Origin of the sequence: Methylobacterium sp. ap11 (assembly GCF_900110515.1) — a bacterium.
Lineage (GTDB): Bacteria > Pseudomonadota > Alphaproteobacteria > Rhizobiales > Beijerinckiaceae > Methylobacterium > Methylobacterium ajmalii.
The window spans coordinates 1-21,437 of the sequence record NZ_FOEB01000010.1; the positions used below are offsets into that span (position 1 = coordinate 1).

The window sequence follows — 21,437 nt, forward strand, 5'->3', positions numbered from 1 at the left end:
CTCGCGCGTCTGCTGACGATCGCGCGGGATGGCCTGACGAAAGCCGACGCGGTGGTCGTGGCGAGTGTCGAGACCGAGGTGACGGGGCTCGTGGAGGCTCGCTCCCTCGTCAGCGCCTTCCAGGCGATGGTTCGGGAGCGGCGTCACGCTGACCTCGATGGCTGGATCGAGAGGGCGGCTGCCAGCCTGCTGGGATCCTTTGCGGCGGGGCTCGTGAAGGACAAGGCAGCCGTCGCTGCCGCGTTGACGGAGCCGTGGTCGAACGGACAGACCGAAGGCCAGATCACCCGCTTGAAGCTGGTGAAGCGGCAGATGTTCGGCCGTGCCAATCTTGACCTGCTCGAAGCTCGGCTGGTTGGCGCAGCGTGAACTCATCTGCACCGAGAGTGCGTCAGAGCCCCGTTTGGACGCCGATCAGGGGTCCCGTTCTGATGCCGTTTGACACGGCATACAGCGCGTTCGATGAGCATCCTGCTGCGCAGACGCTAGATGACCATGTTAGAGCAAGGCGGCCGGCACGGAGACGTTCAGGGGCGTCATACAACGCGTTCGAGTGGCGTCATTTGCCTCGACTGCGCTCTGCTGTCTATCAAATGAGAATAGATCGTAACATCTAAACATGCCAAACCTCTTTATAGAGAGCAATAATTGCTTCAACGTCTGGTACGATTGGATTGTTCGCCGGTGATCCCGAGGCGAGAGCCTGCTGAGCCATCGTAGGGAGCAGCGTCGTCCAGGTTGCCGGGTCGACGCCGTAGGCTTCCGGGGTCGGGACGGCGAGATCGGCGTTTAGAGCACGCAATTCGGCCACGAGGGCCCGGGCTGCCGCATCATCGTCCAGGCCGGCGGCGAGCCCCATCGCACGGGCACAATCGGCATACCGCGCCTCGGCACCCGGAATGCTGTAGGCGGTGATCGCAGGCAGGAGCATGGCATTGGACAGTCCGTGCGGGACGTGAAAGTGCGCGCCGACCGGCCGGCTCATTCCGTGCACGAGAGCGACAGAACTGTTGGAAAACGCGATGCCGGCCTGCGTCGCGCCCAGCATCAAGGCTTCTCGGGCGCTAAGATCGGTTCCATCGACATGGGCGCGCCGCAGATGTGGAGCGATGTTCCGTATCGCCGCCAGTGCAAAGCCGTCCGAGAAGGCGTTGGCGCGACGCGAGACATAGGCCTCGATAGCATGCGTCAGCGCATCGATCCCGGTATCGGCGGTCAACCGCGGAGGTTTGCTCAGTGTTAGCTCGTAATCGACGATCGCGGCAATGGGAAGAAACGACAATCCGGCGCACAGCATCTTCTCGCAGCTGTCGTTGTCGGTCACGACGGTGAACCGTGTGACCTCAGAGCCGGTGCCCGCCGTCGTAGGGATGCCGATGATCGGAAGCGCGGGGCCGTTTTCCTGGTGGGGAGCCTTGTAGTCGCGCATTTCGCGCCCCTGGACGCGGAGGACGGCGACCGCCTTAGCGGTGTCGATCGGGCTGCCGCCGCCAAGGCCAATCAAGCAGTCGAAGCGGCCCGCTTCGACCGCGGCCAAAACGGAGGCGACCGTTCGAGTATCAGGTTCCGGGATCGTGTCGGAGAAGACGTCCGACTCGATGTCTGCGGAGGCGAGCGTGGCCTGGAGGCGATCGGCAGTCCCGTTTCTCACCATAGTCGCATCCGTCACAATCAGCGGCTTCGAGAGTCGCAAGGTGCTCAAGATGTCCGCCGTCTCGGCGAGGGCGCCCCGGCCGATACGGATGATGCGCGGCAGCGTGATCTGATGGCTCATCGAACTTCCCCCGATCGGCGCTGCACCGGCCCATCGACGATCGTGATGGGCCTCGAACCGCGCGCGATGCTCTTCCAATTCTCAATCTGGATCATGTGATTGCCGTTGCATCTGCCGCGGCCGGCCGATCCCCGTCGGCCTGTTGGGCTGCCGCAGCGATGACAGGCGTCGTACGACTACGATGCCACGTCGAGCGGATGCGCTTCATACCGGCGGCCTCGGAAGCTGACGCATCAGACCGTCGACCACTCTTTGATAGTTGATGCCAAGCCCAGAAGTCCGGGGCCTTGGGCTTGGCGATGACTCGAGAACGGAACCAACAGTCGTTTTCAACGACCGTTGGTATCATGCCTCTTCAAGGGCTTTGCCGTTGGTTTCCGGCAGGATGCAGGTGCAGAGAAAGACGATGGCGTAAGCCGAGGTCGTGAAGATGCCGATCGCCATCGCGAGGGAGATATGGGTGCTCAGTTGCCCGACGATGAATGGAAAGGTCGCCCCGACCGCCCGTCCGAAGTTGTAGGAGAATCCCATTCCAGATCCCCGCACGCGGGTCGGAAACAGTTCCGTGAAATAGGCGCCGAGGCCGCTATAGGTTCCGGAACTGAAGAACCCTAGCGGAAATCCGAGAAACAACGTCCATGTATTGCCAATCGGCAGAACCGTGTAGCTGATGGTCGCGATGATCGTGCAGACCGAGAAGAGCACGAAGGTGGGGCGGCGCCCGATCAGGTCGGTGCAATAGGCCCCGGCGGCGTAACCAAGCCAGGCTGCACCGATCACGACGGCGAGGTAGCCCGAGGAATTGAGTACGGACAGGTGGCGCTCGGTCTGAAGGTAGGTGGGCAGCCACGTGATGACGGCGTAGTACCCGCCCTGCACGCCGGTCGAGAGCAGCGAGGCGAAGATCGTCGTGCGAAGCAGGTCGGGGGCGAAGATCGCTGCGAAGCGCTCGTCATGGCGCTTCCCATGGGCCGATCGGGCGGTGGGGGAGGGCGTATCCGCGGGAACGTATTTGCGCAGGTAGAGGACGAAGCCCGCCGGCAGGAACCCGACGAAGAAGAGAGCTCGCCAGGCCAGATGCTCCGGCAGGAGTTGGAAGCAGATGGTGTAGACGAGGACGGCAGCTCCCCATCCGACGGCGTAGGCGCTCTGAACGAAGCCGAGGGCCTTGCCGCGGTGCTGCGGCCTGACCATCTCGCCGATCAACGCGGCGCCGACGGCCCATTCGGCACCGAAGCCAAGCCCCTGCAGCGCCCGCACGACGAGCAAGGATTCGAAGGAGCTGGTGAGCCCGCACAGGGCCGTGAAGACGGAGAACCAGACGATCGTGACCTGCAGGGTCACGAGCCGCCCGAAGCGGTCCGACAGGATGCCTCCGAGCCAGCCGCCGAGGGCCGAGACAAGCAGCGTGGTCGTCGCGATCGTCCCCGCTTCGGAGCGCGACATGCTCCAGAGCGTCATCAGCGTGGGAATCGCGAAGCTGTAGAGAACGATGTCCATTGCATCGAGGCCGAAGCCGCCGAACGATCCCCAGAATGTCCGTCGTTCGCCCTTCGTCATGCCTCCGAACCAAGAAAACATAGTCGAGCGCGCCGATGGCGCCTCCGCGAGCACCCCGTGTCCGGTATCCATGGTGCGATCCTCCCCTCTTGTCGTTGATTTTGAATTTGCATCACGATTAGCGTGTCAAGTACAAATCTCGAATCGAGGAGTGTTATATATGATTGAAAGAGCTGATAATTGAAAGCAATTTTGATCAATATCATCAATACAGATCGCGACTACCGGTCAAGATGACGCAACACGCCCCTCATCACTGATCGGCAATGCTTAAGTGTCGTCAACCACGACCTCCTGCCGCTGGTGGCCAAGCCCCTCAATCGCGAGGTGCATCACGTCGCCCGGCTTCAGGTAGACGGGCGGCTTCATGCCCAGGCCGACGCCCGGTGGGGTGCCGGTCGTGACGACGTCGCCGGGGTGGAGCGTCATGAAGGAACTCAGGTAGCTCACCAGCGTGGCGACCCCGAAGATCATCGTCCGCGTCGATCCGGTCTGGCGGCGCACACCGTTGACATCGAGGGTCATGGCTAGCGCGCCGGGATCGGGAACATCTTCGCGCGTCACCAGCCAAGGGCCCATGGGCGCGAAGCTGTCGTGGCTCTTGCCCTTGGTCCACTGGCCCTGACGCTCGGTCTGCCACGCTCGTTCCGAGACATCGTTGACGATGAGGTAGCCGGCGACGTGATCCAACGCCTGCGCCTCCGGAACATTCTTGGCCCGCGTGCCGATCACAAAGGCGAGCTCGACTTCCCAATCGGCCTTCGTCGCCCCAGCGGGCAGGCGCACGGGATCGCAGGGCCCCGAGATCGCACTGGTCGCCTTCATGAACACGATCGGCTCCGTGGGGACCGGCAGACCGGATTCCTCGGCGTGATCGGAATAGTTAAGGCCGATGCCAATCAGCTTGCCGACGCGGCCCACGCATGGCCCGAGCCGGGCGCCGGTGGGAGCGAAGGGCAGGAGTGACGGGTCGAGCTTGCGAAGGCGGTCGAGGCCCGCTGGCGAGAGAGCGCGGCCGTCGATCTCGTCAACGACGCCGAGCAGGCTGCGGATCCGGCCCTCGGTGTCGATGATGCCCGGGATTTCCTGGCCATCCTCACCGTATCTGACGAGCTTCATGCCGCCCCTCCCTCGCGTGCAGCCGGCGCTCGGTGCGCCATCTCGAGCCAGTAATGTCCGCGGGTCTCATGGTGCCGTGGGGCCGGCCGCGCGAGGCCCTTGTCGCCCGCCGCGACTGGATCGTGGATGGCGTCTGGCGGACGATCGTGCTCGATGAACACGAGGTAGGTCTGCGATCCGGGGCCACCGCCATAGATCGCGCGCTCAGAAGTCGTGATGTTGGCAATCGCTGCGTTCGAGCGGAACAATCGGACGCGCGTCACGCCGCGGATGCGGCACGCGGCTGCGATCCAGTCGGTGGCGTAAAGATCTTCATCGTCCGGCGCGAGATCGAACTGTAATGCCGTGATGTAGGGCGAGGCGAAAGCGCTTGAAAGGCCGATCCCGGCGATGGTCGTGTAGACATTCCTCACCGGTTCGCGGAAGTGCTGGAGTGCCTCCCGCGTCCAGTCCGTTGGGGCGTTCAGGGCAGCGAGGTAAGGCTCCGAGCCAAGGACCGCCGGCCCATCGGTTTCGTAGAACATCAGAAATTGCGGCGAGTCTCCGATGACACGGTACCGGCGCCCCTCGCGAAACCCCGGTATGGAGACGCGCTCGATGATGTGCTCGCAATTGTGCCATTGCTGGTAGCGGAGCACGTAATCGGGATCGATGCTGGCCCAGAAGGCCATCAGGCCTCCGGTCGTGGTGGCGTGCGTATCCGTCATGTGATGGCTCCGAACTCTGGACGCCGCGCACGGCGTAAGCGCGTGATGTCGATCTCAGAACTGCCCGGCGCGCTCCTCGTAATGCGTCGGCTTGTGGTGGGAGGGCATGTCGCGGGCGATCCAGTCCGCCACCCAGTCGATCATCTGCGCCAGGGCCACGGTCGGGTAGCCGTAGAGCCGCTGCGCGGCCAGGGTGGTGTTGTACCACCCGGTCTGTGCTTCCTCGCCGCTGAAGACCGGATCGCGGCCCAGCCGGCGGCCGAATTCATGCGCGACGAGGCGGACGCTCATATGCTCCGGGCCGCCGACGTTCAAAGGCGTCGTCGGTGTCGTGCAATGCGCCAGGGCCCCCAGGATCTGCGCGTTGCTGTCGCCCTGCCAGATCACCGAGGCGTAGGCCGTGGCGATCGGGATCGGCGTTCCGTCGCGGACCCAGGTCGCGATGTCGTGGAGCACGCCGTAGCGCATGTCGATCGCGTAGTTCAGCCGGATCAGCCGCCCCGGCGTGCCGTGTCGGCGGGAGAAGAACGAGAAGATGCGCTCACGCCCCGCACAACTCGTGGCGTAGTCGCCGGTCGGTCCCGGCTCGACGGTCTCGTCCCAGCCGCCGCCTGCGATGGGCGCGAACGGATACACGCACAGTGTTGAGAAGGCGACAATGCGGGATGACCGGAAGCGCTCGGCCACCAGTGCCGGGACATGGGTGTTCATGGCCCAGCTAAAGCTCGGATCCTCATCGGTGCCGAATTTCTTGCCAGCCATGTAGATGATATTGGGTACGTCAGGCAACGCGGCGACGGAGTCGCGGTCCAGCAGGTCGCAGCTGATGGCATCGATGCCCCAGCTCTCGAGCCTCTCGCGCAATCCTGGCTCGGAAAAGCGGGCGACGCCTATGACGCGCTTCTCCGGGGCAGCTCGCTTGGCCATGCGTGCCAGGGTCGGCCCGACCTTGCCGCCAACGCCCAGGACCATGATATCGCCCGGTGTCTTTTCCAGGAGCGCCGGGAGCCAGGCGGTCGGCTTCGACAGCAGCTCCTCCAGCGCGTCCTCGTCCTCAATCGTCGACGGAAGGCGGTCCGCTTGCAGGATCGAGCTCATCGTTTCCTCCTGATTAATTAAGTAATTACTTAACAGCCTCTTCCATGCGGTCAATTGCCGATTGAAGCAGGCATCGCGATCGGTCTGCGTCACGGCGCCGCAGGGGCTGAGCGACGAAGGCCATCGACTCGATCGTCAGTGCCGATAGATGATTATAAATCTATGCAGAATGCTAAATAGATAAGCTGGCTGGCAGTCATATCTGCTCACTAAATAGGTCTAAGATAACCCATGATTATATCACAAATAAAATTTTCTCTTTGGGCAAGATTTTCCTTAGAATCAAGGTTCCTTCGCAATATTGCACCCAATGTGTATCGATTTGAAAGATAGAAATATCCCTCAGCATTGATTGATATGAACAGCTGCGCCGGGTCTACGTCGCCCCGAAACATGCCTCGAGCGCTGCCACGATCAAGAGTATCTTTGATAAAATCCAGAAGCGTATCATATAGACTGGATATTAGGCTCGACCCCCGAACGTGGCGCCCAAGCTGCATGTTTTCGGCTGTTAGGAGTCCGATGATTTCCGGAAATTCTATAGCCATTCGAAAGGTTGCTATGATAAGCCTGCGCATAGCCTCGTCGGGAGGAAGGCTTCTTAGCTCGAGATCTCCATGATGAGATCTTACGATACTATAAGCTGCCTCCATAACTGCGACAAAAAGATTCTCTTTGTCTTGAAAATAGTGATAAATAAGGTTTATATTTACTTTTGCATTTAGTGCAATCGACTGTACCCTCGCGCCGTCATATCCCTTGTGGGCAAATTCTGACGTCGCGGCGTCTAGGATGCGCGCCTTAGTTGCGACGGCGTCGCGTTGCGGAGTGTTTTTGGTAGCCACTGATGTTCTCTTACGATTATCGTCGTGATAGCTGGTCAATGAAGGACACACAAGTGATGATGCATTGGATAGGTTATGATTTATTATTCACAATTTTTCCTAAGTAACAACTTTATATTTTTACTGGAATTCTTAGGCTAAAGCGCATGGTACCAAAGTCGATCGGCGGCGCGACCAGCGAAGTTGCAATCGCTTCCACTGTTTCGATTTCGTGACCGGGGCCAACTAGAACCGCTTGTTGACGCGGCCTCGACAGGCTGTCCGAGGATTGGTCGCACTATGCGCCTGACAGAGCTGGATGCAGGCGGCGGAAAGTCGGGTGCGGAGCCCCGCGACAGCACGCGGCCATACGGGATCACGTCGGCGGGCGCAGCAGATGAACCGCTTCGGATTTTTCGAGGCTGATTGGCTTGGGTTCAGGCGGCCAGAGCTTGGTCGCTGACGAGAGCATAGTAGCGCGCTTCGGTCTCGGCGGGAGGGACGTTGCCGATTGGCGCGAGCAGGCGTTGGTGGTTGTACCAGCCGACCCACTCTCGGGTGGCGTACTCGACGGCCTCGGAGGAACACCAGGGTCTGCGTTGGTGGATGACCTCTGGCTTGAACAGACCATCGATTGTCTCCGCCAGGGCGTGTTGTAAGTGTCGCCGACGTTGCCGACCGATGGCTTGATGCCCGCACCGACCAGGCGCTCTGTGTACCGTAGAGCCAAGTACTGATTGAGTTCAAGCAGTAGTCGCAACAACATTTTACCCGGCTGCGACAACAGCGTCGAGTGCCTCCGCCGGCGTCTTTCAGTCCAGCGGCTTGCGCGGTTTGCTGTTGACGGCCGCGGCCACAACAGCAAGATCGTCCACGCCGTGAGCGCTCAGATCCGTTCCTTTCGGGAGGTACTGTCGCAGCAACCCGTTCGTATTTCCGTTCGTCCCCCGCTGCCAGGGTGAGCGTGGATCGCAGAAGTATACCTGTAGACCCGCGTCGATCCGCAAGCGCGCATGCTCGGCCATCTCGGCCCCCTAGTCTCGAAATCCGGTATGATCGGCCTCTCCCGGGTGCGCGCCTCCGAGGTCGGGCGCGACGGGGTAACGGTGAACTGCATTGCGCCCGGCCGCATCGAGAGCCCGATGGCCGCAATTGCCGGCGCGGAGGCCGACCGCGACTACGTCCAGCGCATCCCCGTCGGTCGCATCGGCACCGCCGGCGACATCGCCGCCACGGTCGCGTTCCTCGCCTCTGAGGAGGCGGCCTTCATCACCGATGCCACGCTCGACGTGAATGGCGGCTTCTTCATGGGCTGACCCCGCCCGCGCATTCCCGCTCCAGGCCCCTTACTACGGACGGACCCCATGCCCATCCACCGCCTCCTCGACGACGGGATGCCGACGGGCGGCGCCATCGCCCTCGTGCTCGAACAGGCCTGAGTCGACACCGTGTTCGGCATCTCCGGCGGCCATACCGGCCACGTATTCACCGCCCTGGAGAAGCGGCAGAACAGCATCCGGACCGTGCTCGTGCGCGAGAAACCCCTGGGCGCCGTGATGGCTGAGACCTACGGCCGGCTGACGGGGCGCCCCGGCGTGCTTCTCGGCCGGTGGCCCTGGGTGCTCGGCAACGGGCCTCTCGGGACGATCGAGGCGCTGCTCTCCTCCTCGCCGATGCTGCTCCTGACCGATCTGAGTGACACGCCCGCCTTCTCGCTCCACGGGCCCTACCAGTCGGGCACCGGCGACTACGGCAACTGGGACGCCTGGTCGGCCTGCCGGACCGTTACAAAGGAGGTGTTTCCGGCTCTGTGCCCGGCATCCGCGGTGCACAGCACCCAGCTCGCGATCAAGCACGCGCTGGCTGGCCAGCGCGGGCCGGTGGCGGTCCTCTACAGCGTCGCCGCCCTGGCGGGGCGCGTCGGCCCCGGGACGATGCCCCGCCTTTACCCAACGGGGGCCTACTTGCCGGGGGCGCTGCCGCGCGCCTCGGAGGTGGCAGTCGCGGCCGCGGCCGAGGCGCTGGTACGGGCCGAGCGTCCGGTGATCGTCGTCGGCAACGGCTTGCGCATCGCCCAGGAGTTCGAGCCGTTGCGGGCCCTGGCGGAGGCGGCCGGGATCCCGGTGGCGTCGACGCCGTCGGGCAAGAGCGCGATCGCCGAGACGCATCCTCTGGCGCTCGGCGTCTTCGGCACGTTCGGGCTCGACGCCGCGAATGCCTGCGTGCAGGAGGCCGACTGCGTCCTCGTCGTCGGCTCCAAGCTGACCGCCTCCGACACCGCCCGCGAGAACCCGGCCCTCCTCGATCCCAAGCGCCAGGCCTTCATCCAGATCGACGTCGAGCCGCGCAAGCTGTCCTGGACCTTCCCCGTCAAACATCCCCTGCTCGGCGAGGCCGGCACGGTGATGGAGTAGCTCCGCGAGGCCCTCGGGCGGCGCCGCGACGCTGCCGCCGGCCGCGTCGCGGCCCTCCGCCCGGCCCACGGCTACTTCGACGGCCCGGAACGCGGCGCCGGGGGCTCGCCGATCGCCCCCCCCAGCGCATCATCGCCGCGCTGAACGAGGTGCTGCCGGAGGACAGTCTCGTGGCCTGCGACGCCGGCGAGAGCCGCATCTTCATGACTCATTACTTCCAATCGAAGCGGGCGGGTTCGTTCCTGCAGTCCGCTGAGCTGGGCCGATGGGCTACGCCATCCCCTCGGCGGTCGCCGCAAAGATCGTCCATCCCCACCGGCCCGTCGTTGCCGTCTGCCACGACGGCGGCTTTGCCATGACCATAGACGGGTTGAAGACGGTCCTGGAAAACGACGTCCCGATCGTTACGCTGATCCTAAACAACCACGCGCTTGGCTGGTCCAAGCATTCCCGGGGCGACTTCGCGACCCGGTTCGACGATTTCGACCACGCCGCGATAGCGCGGGCGATGGGATGCTACGGCAGCAAGGTGACCGATCCCGATATGCTGGGCGCGGCGCTCGACGAGGCCCTGGCAGACGGCCTGCCAACCGTCATCTACGTCGAGACCTCGCTCACGACTGTCTACAGCGACGTCGTCTCGCCGCTGGCGCAATGAACCCTCGGGCGGTCCCGCTCGACGTTACTAACCCCGGCCTGGATCCTACATCTCCGGCGTTGCCGCCCGGCAGGCCATCAGGAGCCCCATCTGGCCGTCCTGGACCACGCCTCCGTCCTGCTTAACGAGGCTCATGTCGCGCTGGACGATCCCGCGGCGACCCGCCTTGCCGGCGGATTTGGCGCCGATCCGCATGCGCAGGGTCAACCGGTCGCCGACGAAGATCGGTGCGCGAAACCGCCAGTCCCGGATGTCAGTGAGTGCGACCGCGGCGGTGCCGAACGACCGGAACTGGCCGAACAGGCCGAGCACGACCGCGATGCCGAACGGCCCGTGCAGGATCCGCTGGCCGAAGACACTCCCGGCCGCAAAATCCGGATCGACGTGTATCGGATGGTGGTCGCCCGAGATCTCCGCGAACGCTGTGAGGTCGTGCTCGGTCACGAGGCGCTCGCCGCTCACGAATTCGCTGCCGACGACGACGTCTTCGAAATACAGGTCGTACCCGGTCATAGCGCGGCCTGTACGGCGTGGAGGACGAACGTCGCGAGCTCGTCTGCGATGCGGTCGCGCGTCTCCGGCGACTCGTCCGGGCGCGGGCTGTACCACACGGTCATCCAGTTGAGTGCGCCGAGCACGGATTTCGCGCCGAGGCGCGGATCGAGCACGCGGAAATCCCCGGAGGCGACCCCCTCCGCCAGCACGTCGACGTAGAGGCGCTCGAACTGGCTCCGCATGGCCATCAGCTCGTCCAGCACGTCGCGCTGGGGTGCGGTCGTCCGCCCGGACAGGTGGAGCTCGACGCCCTGGTTAAGGACCCGCTGGGTCGGCAGATGGTCCATCACCAGTGTGGCGTGCGCCCGCGCCATCGCAACCAGCCGGTCGCGGGGCGGACGGGCGCTCGAGGCGAGCGGGCGCATCACCGACAGGTTCATCGTCATCGCCTGCCGGTGGATGTCGAAGAATAGGTCCGTCTTGCTGCGGTAATAGTAGTAGACCCGTCCCTTCGTGGCGCCGAGCGCGTCGGCGACCGTGTCGATCGACGTTGCGGCATAGCCGTGCGCCATGAAGGCGATTGCTGCAGCGCGCAGGACCTCGGCCCTGTTCTCGTCCGCGCCGTGGGGCGCGCCGTCGCGCTCCGCCGATCCCGCACGGGCGCGCGTCCTCGTGCCTGCCGCCATGGGTCCTCGCATGAGCCCTCGTCCGGTTCGCCCGCACCGTCGCCGACACGGGCGGCCGAGCGGGCTATCATCGTGCGTTCTTTCCGCCAATCCGTTAGGCGGTCTGCCCGCCCGCGAGATTCGCCTCGGCCTGCCGGGCGAGGACGGCCCGCTGGATCTTGCCTGTCGCGGTGCGGGGGAACTCCTCTACAAACGCGACGTGGCGCGGAACCTTGTAGTCCGCCATCCGGTCGGCGCAGAAGCGGACGATCTCCGCACCCGTCGCATCGGCCCCGGCATGCAGCTCCACGAAGGCGTAGGCGACCTGCCCGAGCCGGGCATCGGGCGCCCCGACAACGACCGACGAGCGGATGGCGGGATGTGCCGCGAGGTGTTGCTCGATCTCGATCGGCGATGCGTTGGTGCCGCCGATCTTCAGCATCTCCTTAAGGCGACTGGTGATCGTGAGGTAGCGGCGGGCGTCGAGGTTGCCGATGTCCCCAGTGCGGAGCCAGCCGTCCGGCGTGATCGTGACTTCCGTCGCCGCGGGATCCTTGTAGTAGCCGATCATTACGGTGTCGCCGCGACACCAGATTTCGCCGTCCTGCCCGGGAGGCCTCTCGGCTCCGGTCTCCGGATCGACGATCCTGACCTCGCAGTCCGACAGGAGTGGCGCCTGATTGCGGCAGCAGATCTCGGCGGGATCGTCCCAGGCATTGAACGAGGTCGAGATCGTATTCTCTGTCATCCCGTAGGTCGAGAGGAGCCTGTCGATGCCAAGCGTCCGCTTGATGCCCTCGAACGTCTCCTGCATCACGGCGGAACCGCCGATCCACGCCGCCTTCAGGCTCGACGTATCGGTCGGGTGCTGCCTTATCGCCTCGACCATGTCGTAGTAGTGCGTCGGGATGCCGCCGAACATCGTGACGCGCTTGGCCTCGATGAGAGAGAGGGCGCCGCGCGTGTCCCACTGCACCATCGGCACCAACGTCGCGCCGAGCGCCAGGGCGGGGATGAGCGCCATGAACAGGCCGGCGGAGTGGTAGAACGGCATGTGCGCCATGACCCGGTCGGCGGGCTCGACATGCATCGCGGTCCCGACCCGCGTCGCTTGGCGGATCACGTGATGGCTATGCATCACGCCCTTCGGCTTGCCGGTCGTCCCCGACGTGTAGCAGATCAGGAGCAGGTCGGACGGGATGACGGCGCTTTCCGCTTCCGCGACCCCGACGATGTCCCCGTCCATCACCGAGCCCATCGTGACGGTGCCCGGCAGCGGGGCCTCGTCGGAGAGGATCACGGTCCGCAGGGCCGGGAGTTCGGGAACCGCAAGGCCGGCGGGCGCCGCCCCGGCGAGGCCCGGCGCGATCTCGCGCAGCATCGCGTAGGAATTGGTCCGCCACAGGCGCGGCAGCATGACGAGGGCCTTGGCGTCCGATTCCTTGAGAACGTAGCGCACCTCGTCGAGCTTATAGCGCGTGTTCACCGGCACGATCACCGCGCCGATCCGCGCCGCCGCGCAGAACGCCAGGATCCAGTCGCGCCCATTCGGCAGCCAGACCGCGACGTGGTCCCCGCGCCCGATTCCCAGGCGGAGCAGGCCGGCCGCGAAGCGGTCCACGTCCCGGTCGAACGCCTCGAACGTGATCGCGCCGGCCTCGTCGACGAAGGCCGTCTCGCCGTGCAGGCGGGCCGAGTCCCGCAGGAGCCGTCCGATCGTGGGCCGTTGTTCCGCCATAGCCGTCGTTCCCGGTGCATGGTTCGTCGCGAAGGACCGCCGCGACCACGAGGGAGGGGGGAGCCGCGAAGGCGGCTCAGACCGAGTAGCCGCCGTCGAGCGCGATGCTCTGGCCGGTGATGAAGCCGGACCGCGCCGAGGCCAGGAACACCGCCAGATCGGCGACCTCATCGGCGGTTCCGAACCGGCGCAGGGCCGTGTTGCGCCGCATCGCCTCGACGAAATCCGGGCTAAGCCGCTGCTCCAGCCGGTGGAAAAGGCCGGTATCGATCACCCCGAGAGCGATGGCGTTCGCCCGCACGCCCCAGCGGCCCTCCTCCCGGGCGATGCCGCGCATCATCGCCTCGATTCCGGCCTTCGGGACGACGGACAGGATGTCCTTCGGCGGGTGCCGGACGAGGCCGGCGGAGGTGATCGCTACCACCGCGCCGCGCGCCGCGCGCAGATGAGGGATCGCGGCGCGCAGGACGTTGAAGCTGCCGGTGAGGTCGCCGGCGATCGTCCGGTCCCACTCGTCCGGGTCGATCTCGGCCGTGTATGACATGCTGATGTCGGCGCCCGTCGCCAGTACCAGCGAGTGGATGCCCTCGAACTCGGACGCGACCCGCGCGACGGCGGCGGCGGTGCCCGCCCGGTCCGTGAGATCGAGGGCCAAGGCCGCTGCCCGCCGGCCCTGCCCCTCGATCGCGCGCACGACGCCGCGCGCCTTCTCCTCGTTGCTCCGGTAGGTGAGGGCGACGTTCGCCCCCGCTTCCGCCAGCGCCTGGCATATCGCCTGGCCGACGCCGCCGCTGCCGCCGATGACGAAGGCCGCGCCCTCGCCGAAAAGAGGCCTGTCGGTCATGGGTTTCCTCCCCGGATCGGCGGTTAACCCGCCATCGTGTGGTAGTCGGAAAAATCGACGTCCTTTGTCATCCGCCAATAGTCGACCAATCGCCAGGGTTGGTTGGTCGTGATCCGGCCCTTCGCGTTCTTGTACCAGCTATTTACGCTCGGATGGGTCCAGACCAGGGTCGACAACTCGTCGTCGACTTGTCGGTTGTAGGCGTCGTGGACGTCGGGCCGGCACTCGATCTCGGCCCATCCTTGCGCGATCATCCCCGTGAGGCACGATAGGGTGTAGCGGATCTGGCACTCGGCCAGGAACATCGCGCTGCCGCCATGGCCAAGATTGGTGTTCGGGCCGTACATCACGAACATGTTCGGGAAGCCCGGCACCGTGATGCCGAGATAGGCACGCGGGTCGTCGTCGCCCCAGATGTCCCGGATGCTTTGCCCGCCACGCCCGCGGATATCCATCGGCCAGAGCATCCGTCCCGCCTGGAACCCGGTGGCAAAGACGATGGCGTCGACCACGATCAGCCGGCCGTCCACGAGGCGGATCCCTTCCGGCTCGACGCGCGCGATGCCGGTAGTCTCGAGCGAGACGTTGTCCCGCCGCAGCATCGAGAACCAGCCCGGATCGGCGAGCACGCGCTTGCCGAACGGCGGGTAGTCGGGAACGGCTTTGGCCAGGAGATCCGGGCGGCCTTGGAGTTCACGCTCGATGTAGCGGAGCATGCGCGTCCGGTACTGCTCGTTGAGCGCGCTGATCGAGCCGGGCGCACCCTGCCAGGCAGGGTCGATCCGCAGGGCCTGGAACAGGCCGTCGGCGAAGCCCCAGAACAGCTGGAACCGGTACCAGGCGGCGTAGAACGGGATGGTGTCGAGGGCCCGGGTCTTGGCGGGCGAGACCTCGCGATGGATGTTCGGGCTGCGGACGATCCAGGCGCCGGAGCGCTGGAGGACGTGGAGCGACGTCGCCTCGCCGGCGATCCGCGGGCCGATCTGGACGCCGCTCGCCCCGGTCCCGACGAGCGCGACACGCTTGCCCGAGAGGTCGGTGCCCTCTGACCAGGTCGCCGTGTGGCAGGTCTGGCCCTTGAAATCCTGGAGCCCGGCGAGGGCCGGGATGGCTGGCCGGTTGAGCTGACCGACCGCGCAGATCAGGACGTTGGCAACCTCGACCGTCTCGTGGCCGGCCTCGTCGCGGCAGGTCACCCGCCACCGGTGCGCCGCCTCGTCGAAATGAGCGGAGACGACCTCGCATCTGAAGCGGATCGCGTCGCGGATGCCGTACTTGTCCGCGCAACGGTTCAGGTAGTCCCAGATGCTTTTGCGATGGGAATAGTACCGCGGCCAGTCGTTGTTCGGCTCGAACGAGAATTGGTAGAAGTGATTGGGCGTGTCGACGGCGCAGCCCGGGTAGCGGTTCTCGTACCAGGTGCCGCCGACCTCCGGATTTTTCTCGACGACAACGAAGGAAATCCCGGCCTTCCGCAGCCTGATCGCAGCGGCTATCCCTGAGACGCCGGCCCCGACGATCACGACCCGGAACCCGCCGGCACCAGCGGGGAGGGAAGGTTCGGACGGGGCTTCCGGCTGCAGGCCCATCTGCTGCAGCAGCATCGGGACGTACTCCGCCGGCACCTCCTCGCCGACGGCCGCCGACATCATCGCGCGGATCCGGTCCGGCGCGGGCATCTCCAGCGCAGGGGTTCCACCCGCAGCGAGCCGGTCGAGCTCCGCGTCGAGGCGGGACCGGATCACGGCGGCGAGGTCGTCGGGCACCGAGTGCGAATAGTCCCATGGACCCCGGACATGGGGCCTGACCGCGTCGAGCAGCGTGAGGTCGCCCGTCAGCTGGATCAGCGACATCGTGAGCGGGACGATGTCCGCCCCTTCGAGAGCTTGGCGCATGGCTTCCGATCGACGTGATGAAACATACTACGGAGTATAATTTTGATGCGCAAGTCTCTGCGCGTGCCCGGGCGCGTCGCCTAGTTCGCGGCCGTCACCAGGGGGCAGCCGCCGTCGGTGAGCGGCCGATAGGCCTCGCTCATCGGCACGGTGCGCAGCGGTTCGAACAGGTCGTAGCTCTTGCCGGGCGTCGGATCCTTCACGGTCCAGACGTAGACCGGGGTCGTGCGCCGACCGTCCTGGCGGATCGTCGATTCGCCGTAGAGCGGATCGTGGTTCGGGCGCGACTTCATCTTCGCCACGACCGCGCGGCCGTCGGACGAAGCCCCGACCTCGTCGGCGGCGGCGAGGAAGTTGGTGACGGCCGCGTAAGCTCCGGCCTGGAGATCCGTCGGCACCTTGCCGTTGAACCGCTTGGCGAACCGGGCGCTGAACGCCCGCGTCTGGTCGTTGAGGTCCCAGTACCAGTTGTTGGTCACGACCGCGCCCTTAGCGACGCGGGAGGTCAGGAAGATGATGTCCGAGATGTAAACAGCGAGGCCCACCACCTTCTGCTTGCCGCCCATCAGATTGAACTCGACCGCCTGCTTCATCGCGTTGACGAAGTCGCCGTTGGCGGCGGCGAGCGCAATCACGTCGGCATTGGAGGCCTGAGCCTGGAGCAGGAACGACGAGTAATCCATCGTGCTCGACGGATAGTTGACGCTGCCGAAAACCCTGCCGCCGGACTTCTCCAAGGCCTTCGTCGACTGCCGCTGCATGTCGTGACCGAAGGCGTAATCCGCCGTGACGTAGTACCAGGTCTTACCGCCCTGGGCGACGAGGGTCTGGGTCGGCACGTTCGCCATCGTCCAGGTGTCGAGTGAGTAGTGGACGGTGTTCGGCGAGCATTGCGTGCCAGTGAGCGCGCTCGAAACTCCGCCCGTGACCAGGAAGGTGCGGTTGCGCGTCTTGACGATCTCGCTCACCGCGAGGGCGACGGCCGAGTTCGGGACGTCGATGATCAGGTCGACGCCCTCGGTGTCGGTCCAGCGCCGGGCGATGGTCGAGCCGATATCGGCCTTGTTCTGGTGGTCGCCCGAGATGACCTCGACCGGCCGGCCCGGGTGCTGGGCCCGGTAATCCTCCGCCGCCATCTTCGCCGCGAGGATGGATCCCGGCCCGCTCACATCCGCGAACGCGCCGCCGAGGTCGCTCAAGACGCCAATCCTGATCGGCTTCTCGGTCTGCGCCGCCGCCGGTGCTGCCAGCAAGCCGAGCAGCAGCGCGAGATTGACGGTCGTTCTCATGAGGGTCCTCCCTGGATCTTATTGTGGTGGATCTTGTTTCGGCTGCGGCCCGCTGCCGGCGGTCCGGGCCCTCAGCCAGGACAATGTCCGACGAAGTGGGTGCCGGTTCGTCGAAGAAGATGCGTCAAGATCAAAGACCCAGAGCGCTGCCCGATTGTACCTCGATCGGACTGCGCTCTAGGCGTTCATCTCGCTGCCGCCGTTCACGGACAACGACTGGCCGGTGATGAAGGAGGCGGCCTCGGACAGGAGGAAGCAGACCGGCGGCGCGACCTCCTCGGGCGTGCTCCAGCGGCCGAGCGGGATCTTGGCCAGGTAGGTATCGCGGAACTTCTCGCTGCGGACTACCTCCGTCATCGGTGTCTCGACGACACCGAACGACACCGTGTTCGTCCGGATCCCGTAGCGGGCCCATTCCCGGGCCGCGCTCATCGTGGCGCCGAGGATGCCGGCCTTCGCCGCGCTGTAGTTGATCTGGCCGATCGTTCCCTGGCGCCCTGCATCCGACGACACGTTGACGATCGCCGCAGATACGGGCTCGCCGGCCTTGTGCCGGGCGATCAGACGACGTCCGACGGCCTGCATGCACAGGAACGCGCCCGTGAGGTGGACCCGCAGGACCTGGTCCCACTGCGCGAGCGTCATCCTGTCGATCATCGCCGGGCGGGTGATGCCGGCGGTGTTCACCAGCCCGTCGATCACGCCGAAGCGCGACGAGGCCTGCGCGACGAGATCCTCGACGAAGTCCGGATCGGCGACGTCGCCCGCCCCGGTGAGGATGCGGTCCGGGGCGAAGGCGGCGCTGGTCGTCTCGAGCCCGGAGACGTTCATGTCGGCCAGGACGACGTTCGCTCCGAGCTCCGCCGCGAGCGTCGCGACCCCGAGGCCGATGCCCTGGCTGGCCCCGGTGATGAGCACCGTGCGGCCGGTGAGGGACATAGGGTTTCTGGTAGTCATCGCTAGTACCTTTCTACTCTGAGAGAGTGAATTCTGCACGAATTGACCTTCGTGGCGAAGCGTACGTGACAGGACCGATGGTCTTCATGTCGGTCATCGCATGTGACACTCGAGCTGAAATCCATCATGCTATGGCAGACTGGACGCATTTTGACCGATTTTTTAATATTTGCAGAGTAAGCTGATACAGACCTTCAAGCTCTGAGTATTTCAATTAATTTCTTGATCTATCATACGATGAATAGCGCCGGCATGCCCGATGCCGGCGATTTCGCAATTGATCGTCGATTGCCGCCCTTTCCCGGACGGCTGAAACGAAGCGAGACGAGACCCGAGAAACGGGGAGTGCCCTACGGTTCGGCTACCCCTTCGTCCGCGCCAGCGCCCGAGCCAGCGCTTCCCGGTGCTCCGCGGTGGTATGCGCGATCGCCTGCGCCGTGGCCGAAAGCTGCAGGAGCGAGGGAAGGGTCGCGAAACGTCCCTCGCGCAGCAGGCGCTTCGTCGCCCGGACCGCCTGGGGCGGGTTGACGGCGATCCGTTCGGCGAGCCGCCGGCTCGCCGCCATCAGCTCAGGCTCCGGCACCACCTGCGAGACGAGGCCGCAGGCCAGGGCCTCCTCGGCCGAGACGATGTCGCCGGTGAGCGCCATCTCGCAGGCCTTCGACCAGCCGACAACCCGCGGCAGCAGCCAGGCGCCGCCATCACCCGGGATGATGCCGATCTTGACGAAGCTCTCGGCGAAGCGCGCCGTATCCGCGGCGATGCGCAGGTCGCACATGCAGGCGAGGTCCGTGCCTGCGCCGATCGCCGGGCCGTTGACGGCGGCGATCACCGGCACGTCGAGGGCCTCGAAGGCGAGCGGGATGCGCTGGATGCCCTGCGTGTAGTAGGCCATGGTGGAACTCGGATCCCTAGCGCGCTCCTCCAGCGCGTCCTGCATCGCCCGCAAATCCCCACCCGACGAGAAGGCCGAACCGGCACCTGTCAGGATCGCCACCCGCACGGAGGGGTCTGCGCCGATCCGGCCGAGCCCTGCCACGAGCCCGTCGACCACGTCGCGCTCAGAGATCGGGTTGCGCTTCTCCGGCCGGTTGAGCGTCAGGGTGACGATCCCGCCATCCTGCTCGTAGAGCACCGCGTCGGTCATGATTGTTCTCCGATCATCTGAGGCCAAGTCCGCGGGCAATGATGCCGCGTAGGATCTCGCGGGTGCCGCCGCGCAGCGAGAAGGACGGCGCGTGCAGCGTGGTGTAGGCCAGCACCTCGGCGAAGGTCCGGCTCTGCGGCGTCGGCGGGCCCTCGGCGACGAGGTCGCGGGCGATCTCGGGAATCTCCTGCTCGACCAGCGCACCGAGATCCTTGACCATCGCGGCTTCCAGCGCCGGATCGGCGCCGGCCTGGAGCAAGCCCGCGACCGAGCGCGACATGCGCCGCAGCGTGATGAGCTGTGCGCCCAGCCGGCCAAGCGCGATCTCGGCCCGCGTATCGGCCGCCGGCTGCAACGCCCGCACCAGCTCGACGAGGAGCCAGAACGACGACAGGAAGCGCTCCGGCCCGCTGCGCTCGTAGGCGAGCTCGCCGGTGACCTGGCTCCAGCCCTCGCCCTCACGCCCGAGGAGCGCGTCCTCCGGCAGATGCACGTCCTCGAACACCACCTCGTTGAAATGGTGTTCGCCGAGCAGGTTGCGGACCGGCCGGATGGTGATCCCGGGCAGGCTCAGATCGACGATGAACTGGCTCGTGCCGGCATGCCGGTGCTCGCGGTCGAGCGGCCCGGTGCGGCAGAACAGGATCATGAAGCGGCAGTGGGTGGCGTTGGTGGTCCACAGCTTGGTGCCGTTGACCCGCCAGCCGTCCCCCTCCCGCACCGCCTTGGTGCGGACCGAAGCGAGGTCGGAACCGGAATCGGGCTCGCTCATGCCGATGCAGAAGAAGCACTCGCCGGCGGCGATCCGGGGCAGGATCACGGCTTTTTGCGTTTCCGTGCCGTAGCGGAGCAGGCTCGGGCCGCTCTGGCGCTCGGCGATCCAGTGAGCGCCGACCGGGGCGCCGGCGGCGAGCAGTTCTTCGAGCAGCACGTAGCGTTCAAGCGACGAGCGCTCCTGCCCGCCATAGCGCTTCGGCCAGGTGAGCCCGAGCCAGCCCTGCTGCCCGAGCCTGCGCGAGAAGGCGGGATCGAGGCCGTTCCAGCTCTGGGCCCGGTCGAGCGGCGCGCGATGTTTCAGTTCGCTCGCCAAGAAGGCCCGGACCTCGTCCCGGAGGAGCTCCGCCTCGGGGGAGGGCGGCGGCGGCGGGAAGGTGAATTGCGACATGGCAAAAATCCTCAGGCAGCCGTGATCGCGGGCCACAGCCCGTCGGGGCCGGCGGCGATCAGGTAGCGGCCGAGCACTTGCGCCCACTCGGCCTCGCGCCCGAACGCGTCCCGCCAGGCCCGGAGGCGGGCGGTGTAGTGGTGCAGCCGGTGCTCCGCCGTGAAGCCGATCGCACCGTGGACCTGATGGGCGATGGCCGCAGCCTGGCCCGCCGCCTCGCCGGTGCGGACCTTGGCGGCGGCGACCGCCGGCAGTAGGCCCGGCCCCGATTCCCCCGCCCAGGCCGCCACCGCCTCCGCCGCGAGGCCGGCGGCCGCCGCCGCCGAGGCCGCTTGGCCGGCGAGTACGGCGAGGTTCTGCTGCACGGCCTGGAACTGGCCGATGGCGCGGCCGAACTGGCGGCGTTCGTTGGCATAAGCCGCTGTCATGGTGCTGACGGCGCCGAGCGCGCCCGCCATCATCAGGGTGCGGGTGGCAGCGCCCACGGCCCGCAATTCGGCCGCACCGAAGGAAGCCGGGGCGCTTTCCGCGGCGATGGCCTCGAAGCGCACGGCATCGCTCGGATCGCCGGCGATGTCGGCGCCGGGCTCGACCGTGAGTGCGGCTTGCGGCAGCACGACCAGGGCTGGCCCGCCTTTGCGCTCCGCCAGGACCACGACCGCCTGGGCGTGCCGGCCCCACGGCACGCCCCAGGCGTGGCCGGTCGCGCGGCCGGCATCATCGAGCCTGACGTCCGACCCTTGCGCGACGGCGAGCGGCCCGGCCGGAACCTCGATCCCGACGCGAGCCAAAACGAGGCCGGCCAGCATCGTATCGGCGAGCGGCAGCGGCAGGGCGTGGCTCCCTGCGACCCTCAGGAGCGACAGGGCGTCGGCGATCGGCACACCGAAGCCGCCGGCCTCCTCCGGAAGGATCGCGGTCAGCAGGCCGACCTCGTCGAGGGCCGTCCACACGTCGTTGGGCCACTCGCCAGCGGCCACCTGAGCCCGGGCCTGGGGGGTGAAGCGGTCGGCGAGCAGGCGGTCGGCGGTCTCGCGCAGCATTGCGCCGGCATCGTCCGCCAGGATGTCGGTGGAAGAATCCATCAT

At 66.0% G+C, this 21,437-nt stretch carries 20 protein-coding genes and 2 pseudogenes; 4 read left to right on the forward strand and 18 right to left on the reverse strand.

Features of this window, described 5'->3' with window-relative positions; genetic code table 11:
• On the forward strand, positions 1–369 hold a 369-nt coding region (locus BMX97_RS16115; RefSeq protein ID WP_143074634.1), incomplete at its 5' end, for a transposase.
• 244 nt (positions 370–613) lie between these two features.
• Here the strand turns inward: BMX97_RS16115 and BMX97_RS16120 are convergent.
• From BMX97_RS16120 to BMX97_RS16150, 8 genes and pseudogenes are all read right to left on the reverse strand, one after another.
• A complete protein-coding gene (locus BMX97_RS16120; RefSeq protein WP_091752093.1) occupies positions 614–1,774 on the reverse strand; it encodes an iron-containing alcohol dehydrogenase in 1,161 nt (386 codons plus the stop codon).
• Between the two features lie 345 nt (positions 1,775–2,119).
• A complete protein-coding gene (locus BMX97_RS16125; protein ID WP_091752098.1) occupies positions 2,120–3,406 on the reverse strand; it encodes an MFS transporter in 1,287 nt (428 codons plus the stop codon).
• 198 nt (positions 3,407–3,604) lie between these two features.
• Complete coding sequence (locus BMX97_RS16130) at positions 3,605–4,453, reverse strand: fumarylacetoacetate hydrolase family protein (protein ID WP_091752100.1); 849 nt, start codon at positions 4,451–4,453, stop codon at positions 3,605–3,607.
• Positions 4,450–5,160: a hypothetical protein gene (locus tag BMX97_RS16135; RefSeq protein WP_091752103.1), complete on the reverse strand. Its 711-nt coding sequence runs from the start codon at positions 5,158–5,160 to the stop codon at positions 4,450–4,452. The genes BMX97_RS16130 and BMX97_RS16135 overlap by 4 nt, the downstream gene beginning before the upstream one ends.
• 54 nt (positions 5,161–5,214) lie before the next feature.
• Entirely contained in the window at positions 5,215–6,258 is a 1,044-nt protein-coding gene (locus BMX97_RS16140; protein WP_091752106.1) for an NAD-dependent epimerase/dehydratase family protein, read from the reverse strand.
• Between the two features lie 209 nt (positions 6,259–6,467).
• Positions 6,468–7,103: a TetR family transcriptional regulator gene (locus BMX97_RS16145; RefSeq protein ID WP_177202251.1), complete on the reverse strand. Its 636-nt coding sequence runs from the start codon at positions 7,101–7,103 to the stop codon at positions 6,468–6,470.
• A gap of 416 nt (positions 7,104–7,519) precedes the next feature.
• Positions 7,520–7,818 (reverse strand): annotated as a pseudogene (locus BMX97_RS32120) (integrase core domain-containing protein); the annotation flags it as partial.
• A 31-nt stretch (positions 7,819–7,849) separates the two neighbouring features.
• A pseudogene (locus BMX97_RS16150) lies at positions 7,850–8,110 on the reverse strand (IS30 family transposase); the annotation flags it as partial.
• 24 nt (positions 8,111–8,134) lie between these two features.
• Between BMX97_RS16150 and BMX97_RS16155 the strand changes: the two are divergent.
• From BMX97_RS16155 to BMX97_RS16165, 3 genes are all read left to right on the forward strand, one after another.
• Complete coding sequence (locus BMX97_RS16155; protein ID WP_210187639.1) at positions 8,135–8,398, forward strand: SDR family oxidoreductase; 264 nt, start codon at positions 8,135–8,137, stop codon at positions 8,396–8,398.
• 132 nt (positions 8,399–8,530) lie between these two features.
• Positions 8,531–9,496, forward strand: coding sequence for a thiamine pyrophosphate-binding protein (locus BMX97_RS16160; RefSeq protein WP_091752113.1), 966 nt, complete (start codon positions 8,531–8,533; stop codon positions 9,494–9,496).
• 265 nt (positions 9,497–9,761) lie between these two features.
• Entirely contained in the window at positions 9,762–10,154 is a 393-nt protein-coding gene (locus tag BMX97_RS16165) for a thiamine pyrophosphate-dependent enzyme (protein ID WP_091752116.1), read from the forward strand.
• 45 nt (positions 10,155–10,199) lie between these two features.
• Here the strand turns inward: BMX97_RS16165 and BMX97_RS16170 are convergent, their stop codons facing one another.
• From BMX97_RS16170 to BMX97_RS16215, 10 genes are all read right to left on the reverse strand, one after another.
• Complete coding sequence (locus BMX97_RS16170) at positions 10,200–10,667, reverse strand: MaoC/PaaZ C-terminal domain-containing protein (RefSeq protein WP_091752119.1); 468 nt, start codon at positions 10,665–10,667, stop codon at positions 10,200–10,202.
• Positions 10,664–11,335 carry a TetR/AcrR family transcriptional regulator gene (locus BMX97_RS16175; protein ID WP_091752122.1) on the reverse strand — a complete coding sequence of 224 codons (672 nt, stop codon included), beginning with the start codon at positions 11,333–11,335 and terminating at the stop codon, positions 10,664–10,666. The genes BMX97_RS16170 and BMX97_RS16175 overlap by 4 nt, the downstream gene beginning before the upstream one ends.
• Positions 11,336–11,429: 94 nt before the next feature.
• Positions 11,430–13,052 (reverse strand): class I adenylate-forming enzyme family protein, encoded by a 1,623-nt coding sequence (locus BMX97_RS16180; RefSeq protein WP_177202252.1) that lies wholly within the window; start codon positions 13,050–13,052, stop codon positions 11,430–11,432.
• Positions 13,053–13,128: 76 nt separating this feature from the next.
• Complete coding sequence (locus BMX97_RS16185; protein ID WP_091752127.1) at positions 13,129–13,896, reverse strand: SDR family NAD(P)-dependent oxidoreductase; 768 nt, start codon at positions 13,894–13,896, stop codon at positions 13,129–13,131.
• Positions 13,897–13,919: 23 nt separating this feature from the next.
• The gene (locus BMX97_RS16190) at positions 13,920–15,791 is read right to left on the reverse strand and encodes a flavin-containing monooxygenase (RefSeq protein ID WP_091752130.1); all 1,872 of its coding nucleotides are present in this window, start codon (positions 15,789–15,791) and stop codon (positions 13,920–13,922) included.
• Between the two features lie 80 nt (positions 15,792–15,871).
• Positions 15,872–17,080, reverse strand: coding sequence for an ABC transporter substrate-binding protein (locus BMX97_RS16195; protein ID WP_091752133.1), 1,209 nt, complete (start codon positions 17,078–17,080; stop codon positions 15,872–15,874).
• A 177-nt stretch (positions 17,081–17,257) separates the two neighbouring features.
• The gene (locus BMX97_RS16200; RefSeq protein WP_244538456.1) at positions 17,258–18,019 is read right to left on the reverse strand and encodes an SDR family oxidoreductase; all 762 of its coding nucleotides are present in this window, start codon (positions 18,017–18,019) and stop codon (positions 17,258–17,260) included.
• A 379-nt stretch (positions 18,020–18,398) separates the two neighbouring features.
• Positions 18,399–19,184, reverse strand: coding sequence for a crotonase/enoyl-CoA hydratase family protein (locus BMX97_RS16205; RefSeq protein ID WP_091752139.1), 786 nt, complete (start codon positions 19,182–19,184; stop codon positions 18,399–18,401).
• 13 nt (positions 19,185–19,197) lie between these two features.
• Positions 19,198–20,349, reverse strand: coding sequence for an acyl-CoA dehydrogenase family protein (locus BMX97_RS16210; protein WP_091752142.1), 1,152 nt, complete (start codon positions 20,347–20,349; stop codon positions 19,198–19,200).
• Between the two features lie 11 nt (positions 20,350–20,360).
• Positions 20,361–21,437: an acyl-CoA dehydrogenase family protein gene (locus tag BMX97_RS16215; protein ID WP_091752145.1), complete on the reverse strand. Its 1,077-nt coding sequence runs from the start codon at positions 21,435–21,437 to the stop codon at positions 20,361–20,363.